This window comes from Undibacterium sp. Di26W, assembly GCF_049340265.1.
Taxonomy (GTDB): Bacteria; Pseudomonadota; Gammaproteobacteria; order Burkholderiales; family Burkholderiaceae_D; genus Undibacterium.
The window spans coordinates 172,680-195,469 of record NZ_JBMPOR010000009.1; the positions used below are offsets into that span (position 1 = coordinate 172,680).

Genomic DNA, 22,790 nt, shown 5'->3' on the forward strand with positions numbered 1-22,790 from the left:
ATACAAACCACGATCTGGACCCGAATCCTCCTTCTATTCCTGTCTTTCAAATCCACCCCCGGTGCTACCATTTTTGCTCAGGTGCAAAATTCATGTCCCCGCGCCGGAGGAGTCTCGCATGTTCAGTCTGTCCAGTCCATTTAGTATTTTTAGTACTGCCAAACTCAAATGTCCCCGTTGTGACCACGACAATATACAAGCAGCCGTGTATTGCACGCATTGCGGTTTGATGTTGAGCAGCCCCAGGCATGACGCCGTGCTGCGCCATAACCGCTGGTTACCTACCGAGAATGAAGTCGCCCTGTTTTTTGGCGTGCACCCGCTAGGCAGCATCGCCAGGCAAGGTCTGCATATCCCTGTCAGTGCGCGCGCCTATGTGCTGCAAGATAGCCAGATTGTTGAATTACATGCCGGTGATTATGTGGACAAGGATATTTTTGGTCAGCTGGCGGGCTTGCAAACAGAGCAGGCGGCAGAAATCTTGCTGACCCGTCTCAACCCCTTTGCCTTGCTATTCAGTTTTGATGATTTGCATACGGCAGAATTTTTGGCGATCGTTGCCAAGTTTGTGGTCAGCGTCAAGATTGCCGATGTGTCCGCATTTGCCAAACACTTCATGCATGCACCTGGCATCATCACTTGCCAGCAATTGCAGCAATTGCTGGAACCCATGGTGCGCCAGATCGCGGTTGAATTTTTGGGTGCACAATCGCTGCGCGAACTGCAAGACAATCTCCATCTGCGCCAGCAACTTGATGAACGCCTGCTGTCCACCCTGAACCAGATGATAGCCCAATACGGCTTTGTGGCAACCCAGGCGGTTACCCGTGAAGTGCGTCATGACAAGCTGACGGATGACAGGGAAAAAATCAGCGAAAAAATCGGCACTCTGCATCTGGTCATCGACGGCCAGCGCGCACAGCTGGAACACAGCAAACGCCTGGATGCCATCTACACCAATAGCGAATGGCAAAAAGTCGCCAAACAGGAAGAGCAAATCCGCCTGCGTTACCGGCGTGAAGAAATGCGCCAGCAATTTGGTAAAGACCTGGGTTGGTTGTATATGCAAGGCCAGTTGGAAAACGCCAAGAAACGCCTGGGCCGCGCCAAGCTGCGCCAGGATGAAAATGAACGCCTGCAAGCCATACGCGCGCGCGAGCTGGAATTATATGGCCGCGTCGTCGAAGCTACTAGCCGCAAGCATGCGCTGCAACGTGGTGCCGCAGAGACCATCAAAGAGCTGGAACATAGCCTCAAACACAAGTCAGAACATCGCCAGAACGAAGCGGACCAGTGGCTGCACATACGCACCCTGGCGCGCATCAAGATGCGTTCAGAATCTGAAATCACCCAGTTGCAAAGCAAAGAAGCCGCGCAACTGATGAATCAAAAAATCCAGCATCAGTTACAAAAATTCCAGCTGGAACATGAAGTCGCCCAGGCCAGCCTGATCGCCGATCAAGACAAGCAAAAAGCCCAAACGGAATTACTGCGTCACAAGCAAAACCAACTGGCACGCCGTGAACAGGAACTGGAAGACGAAGAACAAAAAAGCCGTCTCATCCTCATCAGCATAGAAGCCGAAGCCAAGGCACGTGAATTCCAGCGCATACAAGCCTGGGAAGAAGAATTGCAGCAACAACGCAAACGTGCCCTGTTGCGTGAAGACAGCGTTAGCGATGCCGATACCGGGCTACAACTGAGTCAGTTGCAAGAAAAGGTCAATAGCATCAAACGCAGCGACAACCAGGCCGATGCCATGGTTCAGCATGAAAAACTGCTCAACACCTTGAAAGCCCAGTCCCTGTTTGAACAACAAGCGCAGCAGCAACGCCATCAGACAACACTGGCGGATATAGAAGCAGAAACCCTGCGCCAGCAACTTAAACAGCAGGATGATGAACGCCGCTGGCAAAGAGAATTGCAACAGGCAGAAGCAGAGCGTGTCGACCAGTTCGCCAGATTAAACCTGGAGCGTGAACAACGTCAGGCACAACAGGCGCACGATGCCTTGCTGGCCCGCATCGCCATCGAGCGTATGAGCGCGATTGCCAATTTCAGCGAAACCGGCAAGATCGCCACTGCCGATGCACCCAATGCAGTTGCCCTGGCCGATATTGTCAAAATCCAGACACAAGCCAGCCTGACCGCAGAACAAATTCTGGCCATGCAGGCCGGCATGTCAGCACACGCGGCCCAGGCCATGAGTGCCATGGCCAGCGTGCAGCAAGGCATGACCTGGGAACAGGCTGTCAAGATGCTGCAGGAACGCATCCAGGACGAGCGGCAACAAAGAGAAACCGAACAGCAAAGACGCCACGAGATCGACCTGAGCATGACGCAAAACGCCAACCACCGCACTTCACAAACCGGACATGGTGGTCGCAAATGAAAATCATATGTTAGTCAATCAAAGAAATAACACACTGCACGACAACAATTGATTTTACCGTTTAAGAAAAGTAGCCGTTATCAATAACATGCAAACGCCAATACAAAAAATCCGTGAATTGCGCGCATTGCTGGATGAAGGGCTGCTGACAGAAGACGAATTCAAGCAGCGTAAAGACGCCATACTCGATACCGAACTTGCCCCCGTTATCTCCCGGCAGGCCAGCAAACCCGCGCAAGAAAATAGCCAGGGTACCGACCTCGGTTTTCTGGCAGGGCAGGAAGTGGGCGGGCTATCCAAACGCTATCGGCTGGAACGCCTGTTAGGGCAGGGCGGCATGGGCCAGGTATGGCAAGCCACAGACCTGGCAACCCAGGCAGAGCTGGGCCATAGCGAAATGGTGGCACTCAAGATTTTGTCGCCGCAGTTGACCCAAAGTACCATTCATGCACGCCTGCTGGTGGAAGAAGCATCCCTGGTGCGCAGGCTTGCGCATGAACATATCGTCAGGGTGTATGACTGGGCGCGTGACCCTGCCACCAGCAGCTATTTCATCATCATGGAATACCTGGATGGGCAAGACCTGGAAAATTATCTGGCCAAACACAGCCGTTGCACCCTCCGGCAAGTGCTGGACATGCTTGGCCCCGTAGCCGATGCCCTGCACTATGCATGGGACAAACACAAACTCGTCCATCGTGATTTAAAACCCGGCAACCTCTTGCTGACGCAGGCTAGCGATATCAAATTGCTGGACTTTGGTATCTCGGCCCGTTTGCGCAGCCACACCGAAGCCGGGCTTGTTTCCACCGGCATGACGCCATCGCGTTCACCCTATGCTGGCACCGCCGGCTACCGCGCGCCAGAAGCAGGCAGCCATCAGCACAGCCCGGGTCTGGATGTGTATGCAGTTGCCGTCATGATCTACCAGATGCTGGAAGCGGCCATGCCCTTTGGCGAATACCGTCATCCACAACAAAATCCCATGCCGCCCGCTGTACTCAATGCCGCACAATGGCAAGTCTTGCAAAGCGGCTTCGCCATCCAGCCAGACCAGCGCCCTGCCAGTGTGCGGGCATTGCTGCAAGCCTTGCAAACTGCCGGCAAACCAGGCCTGGGTACAGTGCAGGGTAAAGTGAACGTCAGCAAGGCAGGCATCAAGGAATCACCCATCGAAGCCGCTGCCCGTCAGCGTGCCGAACAAAGACAGCAACGCAAAGAACTGGAAAAACAAAGACGCGAGCACGCCAGCGCCGCCCTGCACGCACTCATCGCCAGGCAAAATCGCTTGCGCGCCATTGAAGACGCACAAATCCGCCAGAAAGAGGCGCAGTTGCGTCAGAAAAAAGAACAGCAAGAACAAAAACGCCAGCAAGAAGAAGCCCTGCTGGCCGCCACGCAAGACGATGCACCGACAGATGCCACCATTACCTGGGAAGAAGCACAACGCTATCTTGCCGCCATCAGTCGCAACGCCGGGCCAGAGAATGGGCAGCCAGCGGCTTAGCGCCGGTCAAAAATAAGGCCGCACTGCCCGGGGAAGCAGTACGGCCATCATCACATCACCATCAACAGCAGGAGCCAGGTTGGCCCGCCTGTTGATTAGCGCTGGACAGCAGCAAAGATTGCCTCTGCAACCGCTTTAGGCTGGGACAACATAGGCACATGGCTGCTTGACACAGTGGTGGTAACGGCATTGAGCTTCTTGGCGAAAGCAGCTTGCAGGCCCGGATCAATCATGCGGTCTTTGCTGGCCACGATGTAATAATTCGGCTTGTTTTTCCATGCGACGTAAGTCACCTGTTCACCGAATGCCTTGGCAGGGAACAGACCCTGTGTGGTGGCCAGCACGGCAGTTTTTTCCTTAGCCACATCTTGTGCAAAATTGGCCGCGAATGATTCTGGGGACAATTCAAGATTGCCATTGGCATCCGGTTTCAGTGTCGCTACACCGGCTGGTACAGGGTAATCTTTGCCCAGGCTGCCCAGGGTTTCACCTTCGGATGGGGCGAATGCTGCGACGTACACAAGCGCCTTGATCTTGTCACTGCTGCCAGCTTGCGTAATCACGGCACCACCCCATGAATGACCGACCAGCACTACTTTGCCAGTTTGTGCATCGACAACGCGCTGCACCGCAGCCACATCATCTGCCAGTGAAGACAGAGGGTTTTGCACGGCAATGACCTTCACCCCTTTAGCTTGCAGCAGCGGTGTTACCTGGTTCCAGCTTGAGCCATCGGCGAAAGCACCATGAACCAGGATCACCGTAGTGTCATTGGCAGATGCCGCCAATGCATGGCCCGGTAGGGCTATAGTGGCAGCGGCAGCGGATAAGGCAGCAGACAGGATCAGTGCATTTTTGCTTGTGGTTTTCATTTTGAGTACTTTCAAAAAGTGATAATAAGAAATTTATTGGTTAGCGCGCTAAGTATTTAAATGACTTTCTGATGCCTTTGCGCCTGACCGTGGAATATATAATAGCGCGCAAATAATTAGCGCGCAAGTTAATTTCAATTATTTTTTATGGCATTACGTCCAGGCCACGTTATTCAAAGATCGAGGTTACGGCCCAGTTTGTTCAGTGCCGCCATGAGCTGATGAAATTCGGCCAGTTGCAAGTCGCATGCTGCGGCAATCTGCTGACTGATGCGTACCCCGGCGGCGCGCAGTTTTTGGCCCGCATCGGTCAGGGTCAGTACACGATTGCGTTCGTCATTGGGATCGCGGTCACGCAGCAGATAACCTTCTGCTTCCAGACGTTTGGCTATCGGCGTGATCGAACCCGAATCCTGTCCAAGGCGTTCAGCTACATCACGTATACCCAGACCTTCTTCTTCCCACAACACGACCATTACCAGATACTGCGGATACGTCAGATTCAATTCGGCAAGCAGCGGCTTGTACAACTGCGTCATCTTGAGTGACGTCGAGTACAAGTTGAAACACAGATGGTCCGCCAGCAGAGGCGGTTGTTTGCGGGATGTCATGGTACTTAAACTTCTTAGAAGAGTGTTAGCCTAGCGTACTTTGGTCGCAACCGCAAATGGCAGGGCTGCATGCCGCATGGCTACGTCGTTGAGGCCAGCAAATCCAGCAATTTCGCATGCAATTCATCTTCCCATTCCACCTTCAATTGCTGCTTGGCCCGCAGATAATGGTCGGTGAACACATCCAGATACATTTCCAGCGCCTGCGCTGCGGCATGGTCGCCAGCCAGGCCCAGGCATATGGCGGCTACTTCAGATGTGCATAAATGATCATCACGGCGTGAGCGGCGCAGGCGATAGCGCGACAATTGTTCAGGCAACAGGCTGAGTACCGGGAATTGCGTCAGGTAAGGGCTTTTCTTGAAAATCTTGCGTGCTTCTGGCCAGGTGGCATCCAGCAAGATGAATAGCGGGCGTTTGTTTCCAGCGCCGCTGGTTGCGGATGTCGGTTGCGTAGTTGCTGGCAACAATTCCGTAATCACCCGTTCTGGTGTCACAAACTCACCGGGAAAAACGACATACGGCTGCCATTGCGGGTCTGCCAGCACCGCTAGCAGCGCCGGGTCCACCTCGGTACGCGCCCAGCCAAATGCCATCGTATCCGGCACCACATCGGCAATCAACCAGCCGGTGTTACTGGGCTTTAAGGTTTCATGTTCCGCCATCAGCAGGCATACCCCGGCATGGGTATGCACGACAGGCCGCAGCGTGCACAGGCAATGACTCAGGATCAGCCGACAGCCGCCACAACGTTCACCCTTGGGCCCACCACGCGCCAGAAATGGCCGGGTGCTGCGCAGCAGACGGGCAGAGCGCAGGCGCGATACAGCATGGGGCGGGTAGGTGGGTTTCATCAGCAAGGCAACAACAGTGGAGGCAACACCAATGGAGGCAACAAATAGGTCAGGCAAAATCCATTGATGACTGTAGTCGGCGCGCACTATATCGAACTATATCGCGCCAAAGACACCGGGCAAGCCCGGCAATAGAAATAATAGAAATGCTGGCTGGATGCTTTCTGCATCCAGACAAATCAATCAGCGATAAAACGCCTCGACCACGCCCTTGACCTTGATCATCAAAGGGTGGCCCTTGCGGTCACGTGCCTTGCCAGCAGCAACGCTGACCCAACCTTCGCTGATGCAATATTCCTCAACATCGTTGCGCTCTTTGCCATTGAGCTTAATACCGACATCGTGTTCAAACACGGCGGCAACATGATAAGGGCTGCGCGGATCAACCGACAGGCGATCCGGTAATGGGGGGTATTGTGTAGTGTCGTTCATGGTCGCAATTATCCCTTAGAAGTGCAGGGGATTCAATGGCCACAGTTTTCGTGTAAATAAGTTATTATTAATTGATAAGTAGGACTTACGCAAAATCGTCCTGGCAAGGCGTCAGCGACGACGACAGTATGATAAGTACGCCTAGGAGCTGCAACGCAGCCAGGGCGGTTTTGCGTAAGTCCTAATAAGGCTCATGCGTCATTATGAAGGTGAGCAGGAAAGACTCATTTATCCTTTGATAGTCAAAATGAATTGAATCAATAAATTAAATTAAGTATACCTATTAATCATCCATCCCTACAATCGGCCATGTAATCAGTGTCATTCAGAGGCTGTTGCGAAATGAAGTTGGTGTTATGTCATATAGCCAGCTTGATTTTGCAACAGCCTCCCCATCCAAGGAGATAACGATGTCAAACGAAGCAAAATGCCCGTTCGCGGGTGCCGCCCGCACCGCAGTGGCAGCCAGCCACGCCAACGCAGACTGGTGGCCAAATCAATTAAACCTCAAGATATTGCATCAACATGCCCCCGCATCCAACCCGTTGGGTGAAGATTTCAATTACGCTGCAGCATTCAAGACCCTGGACCTGGACGCCGTCATCAAAGACCTGCATGCCCTGATGACCGATTCGCAAGAATGGTGGCCTGCCGATTACGGCCACTATGGCCCCTTCTTTATCCGCATGGCCTGGCATAGCGCAGGTACCTATCGCACTGCTGATGGTCGCGGTGGTGGCGGTGCAGGTGCACAACGCTTTGCCCCCCTCAATAGCTGGCCTGACAATGGCAACCTCGACAAGGCACGCCGCCTGCTGTGGCCCATCAAGCAAAAATACGGCAACAAACTGTCATGGGCAGATTTGATGATACTGACCGGTAATGTCGCGCTTGATTCCATGGGCTTCAAGACCTTTGGTTTCGCCGGTGGCCGCACCGACATCTGGGAACCAGAAGAAGACATCTACTGGGGCCCCGAAGGCAAATGGCTGGATGACCAGCGCTACAGCGGCGACCGCGATCTGCAAAACCCGCTCGCGGCAGTGCAGATGGGCCTGATCTACGTCAACCCCGAAGGCCCGAACGGCAAACCAGACCCGTTTGCATCGGCACGCGACATCCGCGAAACCTTTGCCCGCATGGCCATGAATGACGAAGAAACCGTCGCCCTGGTAGCCGGTGGCCATACCTTTGGCAAAGCCCATGGTGCAGGTGACCCATCCCAGGTCGGCGCAGAACCAGAAGGTGCCAGCCTGGAAGAACAGGGCCTGGGCTGGAAAAACAGCTTTGGCACAGGCAAAGGTGTGCACACCATCACCAGCGGTATCGAAGGTGCCTGGACCGCCACCCCAACCACCTGGGACAATTCTTACTTTGAAACCCTGTTCGGCTACGAATGGGAACTCAACAAGAGCCCAGCCGGTGCCCATCAATGGACACCCAAAGACCCAGCCGCCAGGACCACCGTACCCGATGCGCACGACCCGGCACTGCGTCACGCACCGATGATGACGACCGCAGACATGGCCCTGCGCACGGACCCAGCCTACGAAAAAATCTCGCGCCGCTTCCTGCAAAATCCGCAAGAACTGGCTGATGCCTTTGCCCGTGCCTGGTTTAAACTGACCCACCGCGACATGGGCCCCATCACCCGCTACCTTGGTCCTTTGGTGCCAAAAGAAGAACTGATCTGGCAAGACCCTGTTCCAGCCGTCAACCATGCATTAGTGAACGACAATGACATTGCCAGCCTCAAGGCCAAGCTGCTGGCGTCTGGCCTGTCTGTATCCCAACTGGTGAATACCGCCTGGGCATCGGCATCCACCTTCCGTGGCAGCGACAAGCGTGGTGGTGCCAACGGCGCACGCCTGCGTCTGGCCCCGCAAAAAGATTGGGACATTAACCAGCCCGCAGAACTGGTCACTGTGCTGGCCAAGTTGGAAGCCATACAGGCAGAGTTCAACGCCAGCCAATCCGGCAAAAAAATCTCGCTGGCCGATTTGATCGTGCTGGGTGGCAGTGCCGGCATCGAAGCAGCGGCGAAGAAAGCTGGCCATGACATCAAGGTGCGTTTTACGCCAGGGCGCATGGACGCCACACAAGACCAGACCGACATCGCATCGTTTGAAGTGTTGGAACCAGCGGCCGACGGTTTCCGCAACTACCTGCGCAAAGGTTTGGAAGGAACAGCCGCAGCCTTGCTGATCGACAAGGCACAGTTGCTGAACCTTGGTGCACCTGAGCTGACAGTCCTGATAGGTGGCCTGCGCGTACTGAATGCCAACGCCGGAAAAACACAACAGGGTGTGTTCACCAAACGACCAGAAACCCTGAGCAATGATTTCTTCGTCAATTTGCTGGACATGAACACCAAGTGGCAACAGTCAGGCACCGCAGGTGTACTGGAAGGCCGCGACCGCGCCAGTGGTGAGGTGAAATGGACTGCCAGCGTGGTGGACCTTGTCTTCGGTTCCAATTCACAACTGCGCGCCGTGGCAGAAATCTACGCAAGCAGCGATTCGCAGCAGAAGTTTGTGAATGATTTTGTGGCGGCGTGGACCAAGGTCATGAATGCGGACAGGTTTGATTTGGTGTGATTGTAATTAAAAAATGCAATGAGTAAAATTTTCCAGTAGCCAGTCCCCTCCCCTTCAAGGGGAGGGTTAGGGTGGGGATGGGGTTTGGTTGATTAACGATAGATGAATTTACGTCGGAAACCCATCCCCATCCCAACCTTCCCCTTGAAGGGGAAGGGGTGAGGTGCAGCCCGTAGGTTGGGCTACGCCTTATCAGCCCAACGGGGCCCGGCCCAACACCTCTCCACAGGCCAAGTCCTGTTTAAGTAGATTTCCCCGCCAACGCATCCTTATCAAACCCAGCCAGCCGCTTATAGCGCAAAGAAATCGCCTCCAGCTCCGACTGCGCGATCACATCCGTTACATTCGCAAAACCCTGTGGCGCACGTTCTTCTGCCAGTTGCATCACCTGTTCAGGCCCGTTCATACGGTTGCGCAACACAATGCCGGTGGTGCGTGGCAAGCGTTCTGCTTCATATTCACGCAGGGCGCACAGGACGTTGACTTCATTGGTCAGGCAATCGGCCAGGTAACGGGCATCCAGAATCGCCTGTGCACTGCCGTTTGAACCTATCGGATACATAGGGTGGGCGGCATCGCCCATCAGCGTTACGCGCTCGAAGGTCCAGCGCGGTAAGGGGTCGCGGTCTACCAGTGGAAATTCATACACCACCTCTGCCGCTTCGATCAGCGCAGGGATATCGATCCAGCCCCATTTCCAACTGTCAAACGGCTTGCTGAAGGTGGACTTGTCGACCTTGCGGTTCCAGTCTGACGTGGGCAATTCACCACCCGGCACGCGCAGCTCTGCAATCCAGTTGATCAGCGAGCGGCCTTGCGTGCGTAAGGGTTCAGAGATAGGGTAAGCAACAAATTTCTGGTCCTGGTAGCCTGCCATGAACATACTGCGCCCATCCATGTAAGGCTCTGCCTCTGTCACCGCCCGCCATAACATACGACCAGAGAAGCGTGGCTGATCACCCTGTGGATACAAAAAGCGCCGCACTGCAGAATGGATGCCGTCCGCACCGATCAACAAGTCAGATTCCACCTGCACCGCCGATTGATCTGCCTGCCTGGTGAAGGTAGAAATCACCTTGTCTGCCACTTGCACAAAAGAAGCAAATGCATGCCCCTGGTGAATGTTGTCAGCGCCCAGCCGGTCTATCGCGCTTTGCAACAAAGTCATTTGCAATTCACCACGGTGTATGGAATATTGTGGCGAATCATAGCCAGCGGCACGACCACGTGGCTCTTGCCAGATTTTCTGGCCAAATTTGTTGAAATAAGATAGCGATGCAGTCTCAATACCGCGCTCGGCCAGGCAAGCTTCCAGCCCCAGCTGACACAATTGCTGGCTGGCATGGGGCAATAAATTGATGCCCACGCCCAGCGGTTTGATTTCACTGACTGCTTCGTACACCTCTACATGGATCCCACGCTCATGCAACATCAGCGCAAGAGTCAGGCCGCCTATGCCGGCACCGGCGATAACCACTTTCACGTCTTCCTCCCGCAGGATTTTATTTCGCACGCCTTTATAAGTGTGGCGCAATTGTTATACTGTATTACAGTTATTCAAGGTAACACAAGATTTGTTGCATATTTCCTAGGGATGCAAGAGAGAAAACGCAGGGCACTGGCAGTGCCGGATGCTACCGTGTTTGTGTATCAGCAAGGCTCCCCGTTTTTATAACGACGCCCAGCATGTACAATAGGCAAGACAGGAAGCCCATCGCAAAAAAACGTCATAACATGCCCAAACAGAAACCAGCCACCAGCAAACGACAGCCCAGCGCCGCAACCCCCAGGCGCCCAACCAGCACGGCGCAAGCTATCACTTTCAATGCGCGCATAGAAGGCATCAACTACGACATCCTCGAAGAACTGACAGGCTACGCCGTACGCCGTGCCCAATTGTCGATTTACGCAGATTTCGCGGTCAGCCTGGGTGCTTATGACATTACCCCTCAGCGCTTTTCTTCATTGGTCATTATCAGCAGCAACCCCGGCATTTCGCAGACCCGCCTGGCCGAAGTCATGGGCATTGCACGATCAGGTGTTGTTTCCATCATAGACAATTTTGAACAGGCCGGCCTGCTGGAACGACAAGATTCCGGCGACCGCCGATCCTACAACCTGCACCTGACCAAAGAAGGCCAGCGCCAGTTGGAAAAATACAAACAGGCCGTCAAAGAACATGACGACCATGTCAGTCAACAACTGACAGCAAAAGAGCGCGAACAGTTGCGGGTGTTGCTGGGGAAGTTGTGTGTAGTAGCTAAGTAGCAAGTTGCTACCTGCGTTACTTTTAAGGCTCAGGCATCAAAACAAATCCACGACATAGACAAACCTCGTAGGTTTTATCCCCTCCCTTTCAAGGGGAGGGTTAGGGTGGGGATGGGGTTCGGTTTATTAACCAGTTCGTAGGTTGGGCCGGGCCTCGCTAGGCTACGCCTTATCAGCCCAACACTGGGGTTTTGATAACCGAATACGTTATTTCAATGCTAGGTGTTGGGCCGGGCCCCGTTGGGCTGATAAGGCGTAGCCTAGCGAGGCCCGGCCCAACCTACATCCTCATATCCGCAACGTTTAATTTTAATGTGTGCGCCAACACCCACCCCAAAAAACCTCAAACCCCAGTTGCATCTCACCGAAAATATTATTATATTGAATAACTGTTCTGCGACATAACAATAATAAACTGCAATAACGAACTGCAATAACGAACTGCAATAACGAACTGCAATAACGAACTGCAATATGCACGTCACCAATTCCAAGCCCAGCCTGGCAAACAAGGCTAAATAACCATAAGCCACACCCGCATCCGCAATACCAACAATAAATCAGGAGACTGCAATGCAATTCATCACCAAACCCACGCTACTGGCCCTGCTGATAGGCGCGACCATAGGCACCGCCCAGGCCGACATCACCATCGGTGTCAGCCTGCCCCTGACCGGCCCTGCATCCGGGCTAGGCATCCCCACCAAAAATGGCATTAGCCTGTGGCCCGACACCATCGGTGGTGAAAAAGTCAAACTCGTCATCCTTGACGATGCATCTGACACCACCCAGTCCAGCAAGAACGCCCGCAGGCTCATCACCGATGACAAGGTGGATGTCATCATCGGCTCCACCGCCACACCTGCTTCGGTGGCCCTGGCAGAAGTCGCGTCTGAACTCAAGACGCCACAAATCTCTACCTCACCAGTTGAAATGGCACCCGGCAAAGGCGCCTGGACCTTCCGCGTCGCGCAGTCAACATCGCTCATGGCTCATGCCGTTGCTGACCACATGAAAAAAGTGGGCGTCAAAACCTATGCCTACCTCGGCTATTCAGACGCCTATGGCGAAGCCTGGTTAAAAGGCATCACAGCCGCCGCCAGCAAGGATGGCCTGCAGTCCGTCGCCACTGAACGCTTCAACCGCCCCGACACCAGCGTCACCGCACAAACCCTGAAGCTGGTCGCCGCCAAGCCTGACGCCATCCTCATCGGTGCATCCGGCAGCGGCTCAGCCATGCCGCACAAAGCCCTGATAGAACGCGGCTACAAAGGCAAAATCTACCAAACCCATGGTGCTGCCTCGCGTGATTTGATACGCCTCGGCGGCAAAGATGTGGAAGGTGCTTTCGTCGTCGCCGGCCTGGCCATCCTGCCAGAGCTGCTGCCAGAAGACCACCCATCCAAACGCCTGGCAACCGACTTCACCAATCGCTATGAAAAACAATTTGGCGAAGGCACCAGAAACCAGTTCGCCGCCCACGGCTATGACGCCTATCTGCTGCTGAACCGCGTCATTCCGCTGGCACTAAAAAAAGCCAAACCCGGCACGCCAGAATTCCGCACTGCCCTGAAAGACGCCATGGAATCCGAAATCGATATCCCCATCACTCAGGGTGTCTTGCATTACACAGTGAATGACCATTTCGGCCTGGAAGAAAAAGCACGGGTGATGTTGACGATACAGAATGGGAATTGGAAAGCGGTTGGGCCGTAAAGCGCTGGCTTGGGCCTTGCAATGCTAATGCAGGGCCACAATTTCGTGTTTTCATGAAGGTGCAATCCAACTATTCTATGGAATGCCTGGATTGCACCTTCACTATGTTTCTACCGCAATCGCCTCGTAGACGCCCGCGCCAATTCAATCAGCGCCGCTTTCGCCGCAGAATGCCGCACCGGTAACAAGGCCTCGACCCCCAGCGCAATCTGTCTGGCGGCTTCGGCCCGCGTATCATCCAGAGCTGCATTGGCAACCAGCCATGCACTGACCTTGGCAGCATTGGTAAAGCCATCAGCCGCCAACACATCAAAGCCTTGTGGGTCGCGTTGGCGTGCCAGTAGCAAAGGGTAAGTCAGCAGGCCGGTAGACAGGTCGGTGAAGCGGGTTTTGCCGGTGTCGCTGGTTGCGGGGTCAAGATCCAGTATGTCGTCTATCAATTGAAAAGCCAGGCCCATGCGGCGGCCAAACTGGGCGGTGGCAGTGACCGTGGCGGCGTTGCAGCCGCCTACGGTGGCACCGGCGCGGCAAGACCAGGCGAACAGCCCCGCGGTTTTGCCATCGATGATGCGCAGGTAATCTTCTTCGCTGGCTTCCAGGTTGCGTCGGCCTGACAATTGGTCAGATTCGGCAGCGATCATGGATTCGATGACCTCAAACAAATCGTCTGCCAGCCCGTTATAACCGATGCGGTACAGTGAACGCACGGCGCGTGACACCAGCAGGTTGCCTGCCAGCACACCGGCACCCACGCCATATTTTTTCCATGCGGTGGGGTGGCCGCGCCGCTGATCGGCTTCGTCGATGATGTCATCGTGCAGCAGCGTGGCTGCGTGTATGGATTCGGTGATGATGGCAACCTGTATCGCTTCGTCCGACAAAAACCGCCGCATCAGCATGGAACAAAGCAGGGCGCAGCTTGCCCGCAAGCGCTTGCCGGATTGAAACAACGAATCAGCCAGCACACCATCAATCAGATGGCGCTGGTGGCTAGCCCCGTATTCACGAAAATGTCTATCCGTCTGATCAAGCGCGCTAATCAAATGCGTACGCAGCTTGTCCAGGTCGTCAGCCAGTGCCTTGTCATTAATGGCTCCGACAACATCATTGATAAGGGCATACACACCGGATGCCTTAGCTTGTGCCTCTTGCTTACCTTGTTCAGGGCTGTCTGTAGTATTGCCCGCAGTATTACCTGTACTGCTGGCCCACTTGGATACAGGGGCCACACCCCGGCCCAGGTTGTTAATGAAACGCATGGCCCTGGATTCAAATTCAGGCAAGCGCTTGTCCCAACCCAACTGGCGCACCAGGTCACCGGCCTTTACTGAATAGTCGGCGACGCGGGTAGTCATTGCGCCCAGCCATGCGATAGTTTCCCCAGAAAATACCGGCACCAGGTCCAGCAAATGCGGCAAGCCAGCATCAAACCGCAGCTTGTCGATGACCTTGAGCGGGGTCAGTGCCGTCGGTTCTTCCAGTGGGAATAGCTGGCAGCGCTGTGCACTGGAACCAGTCAGTTCCAGCAGGTGGTTGACGGCCCTGCGTGCAGATTCGTTGGCGCTTTCCATCGTCGCCACGTCAGTAGATGTACGCACAAAATCGCCAGCAACGAACAGGTTGCTGATACCGATATCAAGCTCTGGCCGCGCCGCCCATGATCCGGCGGTGTTGACGAATAGCGGCGCATCGTTTTCCATACCCTCAGCAGTCCAGCGCAATGACGGGTCGATGGAACAGGCAATGACCCCGGCAGCTTCAAGTTCAGCCCTGTCTGTTGGTGCAAGGTGGGCTAGGATTTGTTGCCAGACTTCTTCCTGAATTTCTGCTGGCGTGCAATTCCTGGCGGGTTTGCGTATGTATTCGCCGGGTGCATCGAAATCAGATATGCAGACGCTAAGTATGCCGCGCACAGTGCCATCTCCATATTGCGCCAGCCCACGCGGCCAAAAACGCTGCTGGCACAACGAGGTCAGTGCCCACGGCGCATCCAGGAAAATCGTGTGCCCGTGATTCAGTTCTATGTCTTGCCCCAGATAGAAAAGGATGCCGTTCATCCACTCGGTTTTGAGTTCGCCCAGCCTGCTAAGACCAGGTGCCCTGGCCAGCATGTCTTCATTGCCGATTGCCTGCAAGGCTTCCAGCGGCAACGCCAGGATGAAATGGTCGGCTGCCAATTCTGTGCCGTCACTGAGTTGCAGCGCACGTGCTGCTGTACGATCCCACAGCACATTTTCTACAGAAGCACCAAGTACAAATTCCACCCCCAGATGTTGAAGATGCGTGACCCACGGTGCTATCCACACCTCGCTGGTCGGGCCATTCAACACCCTGTCGGCACAACTGCGGTAGATATCACTGAGCAATTGTATGCCTACCACCACGTTGGATCGTGCGCTCATATCCGCTGCGCGACAAGCCACCAGGGTGCGGGTCACCGCATTGATGACATATTTTTGATAGGCTTCTGAGCGTGACGGCGCCTGGAAATAATCCCAGGCGGAGATGTTTTCGAATTCACCAAAACGTCGCTCGTCCGAGCTGGTCAGCATGGTGAACACACATCGTACATAGTGCAGCATGTCTTCGCGCGGCACATCGACACCACTACCCACAAAAAGATCATACAGAAATGAGAGCAATGATGCCGCATCATGCGATGACGATCTTAACTGGTTGGGTACTTCCCACCGCCCCTTCTTTGACAATGCAAGCGTGCGGGACGTGTGCGCCAGGTTGTCTGCCACGCTACCGTAAGAGCCATCGGCCAGCAGGCAGGGAATACGCGCCATCGTATCGGGGATATGTCGGTAAAACCCCGGAAAGAAGCGAAAACCATGTTCACCCGGCAAAGCCTGGTGATCTGCAGTAGCTGATCCTTCCACCGGGATACTGCGCGATTTTCCGCCGGGTGCGGCCAGCGCCTCTACCACTGTCACCAAAAATCCACGTTCGGCCAGCTCCTGGGCTGCCGTCAAACCAGCGATACCTGCGCCAGCAATAAGTACTCTAGTTTGCTTCAACGAGCTTTCTCCTGAGGTGAAATCGCGGAGATGAGTCACAGATGAGCTCCCCCGCCATTAATCAGCAGGTATTATGCTGGCAGTCTGCAGGTCTTAGGCAAGCAAAGTGCTGGAGAGCTTTGATTTGTTTAAAAAAACAGACAGTGGCGATCAGCCAGCTTTACTTTATGCGCATTCTAATGCTGCGTCATAAGTTGCGTCATAACAGGGCTTAAAGTTATGCATAGCTGCCATGCTGGTCGCCAGCTTAAAATTCATACGTCATTGAGGTGATGGTGCCGCGCCAATAAGGCTGGCGCCCATCAGGGTGCAGCCATGCTGCCTCGCCGCTAAGCGGCACCAGCATGCCATTACGTTCTTGATAGTTGTACCAGCGCCCTTCCCACGGTGTAGGCACGACGACCTTGCCCACCGTCGCGGCACGTGCCGCAACGTGTACCGATTCAATCAGGCCAGCCGGGTTGAAATTGACCAGCATACTTGCGCTGATTGTTCCATCGGCAAGCGTGGCAATGGCAGAATGGTCGTCAACAGCTTGCCAATGTACCCCCTGGCTTGGGAGTAAAGCCGTGGGGTACCAGGCAGCTTCAGCAAAAAACCGTATGAATTCACCTTCAGCCAGATCGCGGGCGCTGATGTTGCCCGCCAAAGTCAACAAGCCAAGTAAGGCAGGCGTCAGCATGCCTTCACCGCCCACATAAGCGTCGTGTACATAAACACCTATACCCGGAGCCATGGCAATACGGGCATTCCATACAAAGCCGGGCCTGCGGGTGATAACCCGCTGTGCGGATGCAAAAGGCTTCCACTTATCCGCAGTCGCACTCAGGTTAAAGCTGCCCACATGTTCAACCCTTGCCGCAGAGATGATACGCTGGCCATCCTTCAATACGGTACGGAAGTATCTGCTTACCGGTGCCGGCAGCTTATCGATTTCCTGAACGTCATATGACAACGGTATTACCGACAGGCGAGTGTTTTCAAGCCGCAGCAACAACGCCCGCGTCTTACCTGCCCAGCGCGCAGCACCGTAAGCGGCAAGGCCAGCTACAATGGCTGCGGCAGAAACAAGGGCAAGTAACACCCATATAATCCAGGTCATAGTGAATTTGCCAGTGAAGGGGAAGAGATAGAGTAGATTATGCCCAAAGCACACAGCCTTGTTCGTCGGGTATCAAACATAAGCGAACCGGATTTGTGCCGGTGTTTTCAATTCTCTTTACCTGTCAAAAAGCAAGTGTTGATACGGCGCGTTTGCCAAACAAACTTCTCTTGTTCGTGATGGAAGCGCACTAGTTGTAATGGTGTGAACTTCTGAATTTCCTTTATTTGCAAAAAAGTAATAAACTCTGACACTTTGCAAGTACGTCTTTTGCTGCAAAAGATGCTTGAGGGATTTTGCTTAAAGAATGCCCTCAGTTGAAAACAGCGAGCCAAAAATAATAGATGTCTACAGGAACCTCAGGAACTTCAGGAACTTTGATGATCAAAGTCACACAACTGCAATTTGAATATGGGCGCAAACGCGTCTATGACGATTTTTCGCTGACGCTTGCCCAGCCAGGTGTATATGGTTTGTTTGGACGCAATGGCAGTGGCAAATCGACGCTATTAAAGATACTGTCGGGTTTGCTGTTTCCGCATGGCGGCAGCGTAGACGTGCTGGGGTACAAGCCTGCCGCCCGCTTGCCCACGTTTCTGGAACAAGTGTATGTAGTCCCCGAAGAATTTCACCTGCCCAATATCAAGCTGGAGGTGCTGCTGAAGACGCATGCGCCGTTTTATCCGCGCTTCTCCAGTACCGATTTTCAAAGCTATACAGATATTTTTGAAGTGCCACGCGACAAGGGCTTTGCCTCCATGAGCCTGGGGCAAAAGAAAAAAGCCGTGATCGCCTTTGCGCTGGCAACCCACACACCCGTGTTATTGATGGATGAACCGACCAATGGGCTGGACATCTTGGGCCGGGCGCAGTTTAAAACCATCATGGGCGGCAAAGAACATGCAGACCGCATCGTCGTGATCAGTACCCATCAGGCACATGATTTAGAAAGCCTCATGAGCCACGTGCTGTTTGTCGATGCCGGCAAGCTGGCATTGTCCGCCAGCATGGATACACTGCAACGCGCCTTGCATCTGGGCGTCGCAGACAATCAGGCAGACATTGCCGACAGCATCTATCAAGAAGCAATCGGCCATCAATGGGCCTATGTCGCAGCCAACAAGGGCGATGCCCCGGGGGCAGTCAATCTCGAATTGTTGTACAAGGCCCTGAGCATGAACAAGCAAGCCATTCTGGATGCAGTGGCAGTTCATCAAGACCCAACAAGGAATCCGCAATGAGCAATTTTTTCGACAGCGCACGTTTTGCCCGCTTGTGGCGCGCCCATTGGGCAGAAAGTTGGCGTGACTATGCGTGGTTCGTCGGCATCATGGCCATGATAAATTTGATTAGTATATTGATTTCCTTCACTACGGATACAGAGCGTACATTCTCGCAGTTTCACTTCGGCAGCCAGGTTCAATGGTATGTGGGGGGTCTGCTTGTGTCGGCAATGGTGTTCTCTGGCCGCTATTTCAAACACATGGTCAATCCTGGGGCCAGCCTGATTACCCTGATGCGCCCAGCTTCGGTGTTTGAGAAATGGTTGCTAGCATTCGTGTTCATCGGCATCCTGTTCCCGCTGGCATATACCGTTGGCTATATGCTGATGAATTATCCCGCCGTCCAGTTGGCCAAGGCGTCATATATTACGCCATCGCTTTGCGAATCCTGCTCCCTCGCTCAACAGGATTTTGGCTTTTATATCCCATTCATTACCTCAGAAATGGGAAAGACCGGTGCCGATGTGCAGAGATTCATTAAGATGCAAATATTTTTTATGCTGTTCTTAACAGCTGGTCAGGCAGTAATTGCCGGGGGCACGGTATTTTTTAAGCGTTCGCCCGTGCTAAGAACAGTTTTGACATTGTTTTTACTAGCCATCTTCATGGCATGGATAGGCTGCTTCCCACAGTTGGGAATATTTGCATCGCTCAATGATGATGTGCTTGTACCACAGGGCCTCGCTGAATACGGTCTTTCAATTGGCTTGTGGCTTGGGTTGCCTGTGTTGCTTTGGGCGGCACTATTCTTCCACCTCAAAGAACGTGAGGTGTCATGATGAAACGCCTGTTTTCAAAAGCTGGGGTTTGGCTATTTCTCGCTGCCGTAGTCTGGTATGTGGCAGGCAATTTCACACTGGATAACATCAATAAAAATAACCGGGCACGCGCCAAAAGCCAGCACCAGGCCGAGCATCATTTCGATATCGGTGAACAGGCAAGCGTGGTGATTCGCACACAAGGTAACGAAGTCCATACCGGAGGAATCACGGTCATTTTTGACCCAAATGTGTCACAAGCATCGATTAATAATGAGAACCTGCGCCTGTCCGTCAACGGAAAAACGGTTGATGGCATCTTGAACATTACCCTAGCCAGCGTTGAAACGCATCTGTATCGCTCATTCAATAAATTTACGATCCACCTGCCATCGTCGGTTAAAAAAGTAGCATTTTCTGGTGTTGGTACCACTGAACTGTCTGGCACTTTACTTGGTGCTGAATTGAGTTTGGAAATTGCAGATTGTCAGTCAACTGTGAATATGACAGATTTAAAAGTCAACCACCTCAAACTCATATCGACATGCCAAATGCCGCCAAAAAAAGATTGGCGCACGAATGGTTTTGTTTTAGGTAATGACGTGCAGATCAATCGACTTGATGTGTCAATGCAACGCGGTTTACTGGATTTTTTTGCAGCCACTATCCCGCAACAGATTCAGTTGAATATCGGTGATGAAGTGGCCGTGTCTGGCCAGCGAGAATTTTTAAAGTCAGCGCGTTTTAGTAACAATTTTTGATGAGGTGATAGAACAATTGAACGCTTGCGTACCATCCAAGATGTGCTCACGACATTACGGTGTCATTCCACGGGACTGCGTGTTTAAACAAGATGTAGTGCAGCGGGATGAACCTTGGAGCCGGCCGAACGCAATATAAATGTGCTGGATAGACAGCTACAATTCGAACGTAGCTCAACATGAAAGCAATAATGAAAACTGCCAATCAGAATTTAACCACTCTAAAAGTCGAACGGTCGCAGCGATATTTTAATAAGGTGAGTCTATTTTTCTACGACTTCATCTTGTATGGTGTGATTTCCAAATATGCCTGGGGCAGCTCTATCCAGCGTTTGGACGCGCATTATAAAAAATACGTCTCTTCCAATCATCTCGAAGTCGGTGTTGGAACTGGGTTCCTATTAAACAGGGTTGTCTTTGATTCCACCAAGCCGAGACTCGCTCTGATGGATCTAAGCCCTGAGTGTCTGGCAAAAACCAAATTCAAGGTTTCAAGATATGCGCCGGAAACATACATTCAAAATTTGTTGGAGCCGGTCCAACACAAGATGGCTAAATTTGACTCCATTGCGATCAATTATGTCATGCATTGCGTTCCAGGTAGCTTCAAAGAAAAGGGCATTGCATTCAGCCATCTACAACCACTTCTCTCTGAAAATGGCGTGCTGTTTGGAACCTCTGTCTTATCTGAAGATGTCCATAAAAACTTGTTTGCAAAGCCATTCATGTGGCTGATGAATTATCTAGGCGTCTTTAACAATCGCAATGACAATGCACGCGACCTGAATGATTTCTTGGAAAAGAATTTTCAAGTGCTTGATTTTGAGGTGGTTGGCGTTACCGCTTTTTTTGCCGTTAAAAATAAATAATTCAGTGAATGTACTCCCAGCATATAACTATCGGAATGATCCACCGGTTCCCAAAGTTCCATGCGACAGACCTGACATTATTTGAACGCACGTGTAAATTGTGAAATCATTCTTGGACATCTGGATTCTAAACAGCTTGAAGTCTGCCCGGGTGCGTAAGCGGTGATCGCCGCATTGGTCCTTGCACTGACGCAGCCCGGCGATGTCATCCTGGCAGAAACAATGATTTATCCCGGCTTGCGTGCCGCAGCGACCCAATTCGGCGGCAAATAATTGCGGTAGAAGCGGACCAGCACGGGATGCTGCCAGAGATGCTTGAGCAAGCATGCCGCCAGCGCAAGCCTGGGCTGGTCTACATCAACCCCACATTACAGAACCCAACCGCCATCACCATGCCGGAACACCGGCGTAAGGAACTCGCCAGCATCGCGAAGCGCTGCAATGTACGCATCGTCGAGGACGATCCCTACTGGCTCCTTGCCGATGCACCGCCGCCACCTATTGCCACGTTTGCCCCAGAGCAGGTGTACTACATCTCAACCTTGTCGAAATGCCTGCCCCCCGGCTTGCGTGTCGCCTTCGTGTTAATACCCGCCCCGCTGACGGCCGCACTGGCCACGCAGTGGATAATCGACGGTTCGGCTGACAGATTGATGGCAGGCATACGCAACGAGGCGCGCCTGCGCCACCGCATGGCTAGGGATATTCTGGCGGGGCGGTACAGCGGTGCCGGATACGGCCTGCACATATGGCTAGAGTTGCCAGCGTATTGGAACTCCGCACAGCTTGCGCGTGCAGCCAACAGCGAAGGCATCGCACCAGTGAATGCAATCCGGATCTCTTTGGGGAGTATCAAGGACCGTGGACGCTTACAGGCGGGTCTTCAACGGCTGTCTCATCTGCGTGCACGGCGACCCGGGTCGTTCAATGCTGCTGTGGTTTAGCTGTCACTAAGTCTGACACTGGAATCCCCAAACCGCTCCCGCACCGTGGCGGCAGTCTCAGCCAGCGTAGACGTGCCCCAGAACTTCCGCTGAAAGCCAACTGGCACCGGTTGCGCCTCAGTCATGATCATGAACGGCACCAAAGACCCGCTAGTGCCATATAGGGGTGGCGAAGTGAACCTGTTAGGCCTATTCTACAAATGCGGTGAAGTACTCAATGCACGCCCACCGGAGCAATATTTCACCGACCTGAACAAGATCACCGCCACACCCATGGCGCAAACAATCGGCTTATCAGGTGTCGATGTAGAGCGGATAGTTGGAAGAAAGACGCCAGAACCGAAGTTGAACTTGTCGCAATTCACGGCGGCGGACATGATTTGCCGCAGCCCTACTACCGCCGCAAGGTGGATACTTAGCCTATCATTAATGGAACCGAATGAGACGGAAATTGTTTGGGAAATTTTTGCGCCAAAATAGCTTTGGCGCTGGTACCATTTCAATTAGCGTAGACTTGATTGCAAGGTGTTTATCTGACTGGTGACTCTGTGAGAGTATCATCATAAGCTATGAACATAACCGACTAGTCCGTTAGCAGGAATGTTAGCATGTTCCGTTACTCACTATTTCCTTATTTCCTGGCACACCCGATTTTCGAGCACGATTCTTCGAAATCTGCAATGCCGCGTTATTATTAGAGTGAGCACTACAGATAAGCTTTTACATTCAATGTAGAGTCAATAATTATTGGCAAACTTAAATACAAATCCATCACAAATCTCTTTATGAGTTTATTTTTAT

At 53.1% G+C, this 22,790-nt stretch carries 17 protein-coding genes and 1 pseudogene; 11 read left to right on the plus strand and 7 right to left on the minus strand.

Translation table 11 applies throughout. The features are described 5' to 3' along the window. Positions 1-118 precede the first annotated feature (118 nt). A complete protein-coding gene (locus tag ACO0LM_RS13385; RefSeq protein ID WP_423037787.1) occupies positions 119-2,392 on the plus strand; it encodes a hypothetical protein in 2,274 nt (757 codons plus the stop codon). Between the two features lie 88 nt (positions 2,393-2,480). Then, on the plus strand, positions 2,481-3,899 hold the full coding sequence (locus tag ACO0LM_RS13390; protein WP_423037788.1) for a protein kinase domain-containing protein: 1,419 nt from the start codon (positions 2,481-2,483) through the stop codon (positions 3,897-3,899). 95 nt (positions 3,900-3,994) lie between these two features. On the opposite strand, the gene ACO0LM_RS13395 is transcribed toward ACO0LM_RS13390, so the two are convergent. From ACO0LM_RS13395 to ACO0LM_RS13410, 4 genes are all read right to left on the minus strand, one after another. After that, positions 3,995-4,771 (minus strand): alpha/beta fold hydrolase, encoded by a 777-nt coding sequence (locus tag ACO0LM_RS13395; RefSeq protein WP_423037789.1) that lies wholly within the window; start codon positions 4,769-4,771, stop codon positions 3,995-3,997. 173 nt (positions 4,772-4,944) lie between these two features. Then, positions 4,945-5,382 carry a MarR family winged helix-turn-helix transcriptional regulator gene (locus tag ACO0LM_RS13400; RefSeq protein ID WP_422974098.1) on the minus strand — a complete coding sequence of 146 codons (438 nt, stop codon included), beginning with the start codon at positions 5,380-5,382 and terminating at the stop codon, positions 4,945-4,947. Positions 5,383-5,462: 80 nt separating this feature from the next. After that, on the minus strand, positions 5,463-6,236 hold the full coding sequence (locus ACO0LM_RS13405) for a tRNA-uridine aminocarboxypropyltransferase (RefSeq protein WP_423037814.1): 774 nt from the start codon (positions 6,234-6,236) through the stop codon (positions 5,463-5,465). Positions 6,237-6,419: 183 nt separating this feature from the next. After that, the gene (locus tag ACO0LM_RS13410; RefSeq protein WP_422984451.1) at positions 6,420-6,668 is read right to left on the minus strand and encodes a DUF3297 family protein; all 249 of its coding nucleotides are present in this window, start codon (positions 6,666-6,668) and stop codon (positions 6,420-6,422) included. A gap of 410 nt (positions 6,669-7,078) precedes the next feature. Between ACO0LM_RS13410 and katG the strand changes: the two genes are divergently transcribed. After that, a complete protein-coding gene (gene katG / locus ACO0LM_RS13415) occupies positions 7,079-9,265 on the plus strand; it encodes a catalase/peroxidase HPI (protein WP_423037790.1) in 2,187 nt (728 codons plus the stop codon). A gap of 241 nt (positions 9,266-9,506) precedes the next feature. Here katG and ACO0LM_RS13420 read toward each other — a convergent pair whose 3' ends face one another. Further along, positions 9,507-10,748 (minus strand): flavin-dependent oxidoreductase, encoded by a 1,242-nt coding sequence (locus tag ACO0LM_RS13420; RefSeq protein ID WP_423037791.1) that lies wholly within the window; start codon positions 10,746-10,748, stop codon positions 9,507-9,509. A gap of 251 nt (positions 10,749-10,999) precedes the next feature. Between ACO0LM_RS13420 and ACO0LM_RS13425 the strand changes: the two genes are divergently transcribed. Beyond that, positions 11,000-11,533: a MarR family winged helix-turn-helix transcriptional regulator gene (locus ACO0LM_RS13425; protein ID WP_423037792.1), complete on the plus strand. Its 534-nt coding sequence runs from the start codon at positions 11,000-11,002 to the stop codon at positions 11,531-11,533. 573 nt (positions 11,534-12,106) lie between these two features. Continuing rightward, a complete protein-coding gene (locus ACO0LM_RS13430; RefSeq protein ID WP_423037793.1) occupies positions 12,107-13,249 on the plus strand; it encodes an ABC transporter substrate-binding protein in 1,143 nt (380 codons plus the stop codon). 110 nt (positions 13,250-13,359) lie between these two features. Here ACO0LM_RS13430 and ACO0LM_RS13435 read toward each other — a convergent pair whose 3' ends face one another. Further along, positions 13,360-16,272, minus strand: coding sequence for a polyprenyl synthetase family protein (locus tag ACO0LM_RS13435; RefSeq protein ID WP_423037794.1), 2,913 nt, complete (start codon positions 16,270-16,272; stop codon positions 13,360-13,362). 247 nt (positions 16,273-16,519) lie between these two features. After that, positions 16,520-17,374, minus strand: a complete 855-nt coding sequence (locus ACO0LM_RS13440) for a DUF6920 family protein (protein ID WP_422984433.1) — start codon at positions 17,372-17,374, stop codon at positions 16,520-16,522. Positions 17,375-17,754: 380 nt separating this feature from the next. Between ACO0LM_RS13440 and ACO0LM_RS13445 the strand changes: the two genes are divergently transcribed. The 6 genes and pseudogenes from ACO0LM_RS13445 (at position 17,755) to ACO0LM_RS13470 (ending at position 22,469) form a co-directional block, all read left to right on the plus strand. Beyond that, complete coding sequence (locus ACO0LM_RS13445) at positions 17,755-18,615, plus strand: ATP-binding cassette domain-containing protein (protein WP_423037795.1); 861 nt, start codon at positions 17,755-17,757, stop codon at positions 18,613-18,615. Next, entirely contained in the window at positions 18,612-19,436 is an 825-nt protein-coding gene (locus ACO0LM_RS13450) for a hypothetical protein (protein ID WP_423037796.1), read from the plus strand. The genes ACO0LM_RS13445 and ACO0LM_RS13450 overlap by 4 nt, the downstream gene beginning before the upstream one ends. Next, the gene (locus ACO0LM_RS13455) at positions 19,433-20,176 is read left to right on the plus strand and encodes a hypothetical protein (protein WP_423037797.1); all 744 of its coding nucleotides are present in this window, start codon (positions 19,433-19,435) and stop codon (positions 20,174-20,176) included. Before ACO0LM_RS13450 ends, ACO0LM_RS13455 begins: the two co-directional genes overlap by 4 nt. Before the next feature lie 191 nt (positions 20,177-20,367). Next, positions 20,368-21,045, plus strand: coding sequence for a class I SAM-dependent methyltransferase (locus tag ACO0LM_RS13460; RefSeq protein ID WP_423037798.1), 678 nt, complete (start codon positions 20,368-20,370; stop codon positions 21,043-21,045). 102 nt (positions 21,046-21,147) lie between these two features. Next, positions 21,148-21,989 (plus strand): annotated as a pseudogene (locus tag ACO0LM_RS13465) (PLP-dependent aminotransferase family protein); the annotation flags it as partial. Between the two features lie 129 nt (positions 21,990-22,118). Then, positions 22,119-22,469 carry a hypothetical protein gene (locus tag ACO0LM_RS13470; RefSeq protein WP_423037799.1) on the plus strand — a complete coding sequence of 117 codons (351 nt, stop codon included), beginning with the start codon at positions 22,119-22,121 and terminating at the stop codon, positions 22,467-22,469. The last annotated feature ends 321 nt before the right edge of the window (positions 22,470-22,790 follow it).

Coding starts and splice junctions, on each gene's coding strand:
- ACO0LM_RS13390 (WP_423037788.1), top strand. CDS start 2,481: ATGCAAACGCCAATACAAAAAATCCGTGAATTGCGCGCATTGCTGGAT.
- ACO0LM_RS13385 (WP_423037787.1), top strand. CDS start 119: ATGTTCAGTCTGTCCAGTCCATTTAGTATTTTTAGTACTGCCAAACTC.
- ACO0LM_RS13410 (WP_422984451.1), bottom strand. CDS start 6,668: ATGAACGACACTACACAATACCCCCCATTACCGGATCGCCTGTCGGTT.
- ACO0LM_RS13455 (WP_423037797.1), top strand. CDS start 19,433: ATGATGAAACGCCTGTTTTCAAAAGCTGGGGTTTGGCTATTTCTCGCT.
- ACO0LM_RS13395 (WP_423037789.1), bottom strand. CDS start 4,771: ATGAAAACCACAAGCAAAAATGCACTGATCCTGTCTGCTGCCTTATCC.
- katG (WP_423037790.1), top strand. CDS start 7,079: ATGTCAAACGAAGCAAAATGCCCGTTCGCGGGTGCCGCCCGCACCGCA.
- ACO0LM_RS13425 (WP_423037792.1), top strand. CDS start 11,000: ATGCCCAAACAGAAACCAGCCACCAGCAAACGACAGCCCAGCGCCGCA.
- ACO0LM_RS13460 (WP_423037798.1), top strand. CDS start 20,368: ATGAAAACTGCCAATCAGAATTTAACCACTCTAAAAGTCGAACGGTCG.
- ACO0LM_RS13450 (WP_423037796.1), top strand. CDS start 18,612: ATGAGCAATTTTTTCGACAGCGCACGTTTTGCCCGCTTGTGGCGCGCC.
- ACO0LM_RS13470 (WP_423037799.1), top strand. CDS start 22,119: ATGAACGGCACCAAAGACCCGCTAGTGCCATATAGGGGTGGCGAAGTG.
- ACO0LM_RS13405 (WP_423037814.1), bottom strand. CDS start 6,236: ATGAAACCCACCTACCCGCCCCATGCTGTATCGCGCCTGCGCTCTGCC.
- ACO0LM_RS13430 (WP_423037793.1), top strand. CDS start 12,107: ATGCAATTCATCACCAAACCCACGCTACTGGCCCTGCTGATAGGCGCG.
- ACO0LM_RS13445 (WP_423037795.1), top strand. CDS start 17,755: ATGATCAAAGTCACACAACTGCAATTTGAATATGGGCGCAAACGCGTC.
- ACO0LM_RS13400 (WP_422974098.1), bottom strand. CDS start 5,382: ATGACATCCCGCAAACAACCGCCTCTGCTGGCGGACCATCTGTGTTTC.
- ACO0LM_RS13440 (WP_422984433.1), bottom strand. CDS start 17,374: ATGACCTGGATTATATGGGTGTTACTTGCCCTTGTTTCTGCCGCAGCC.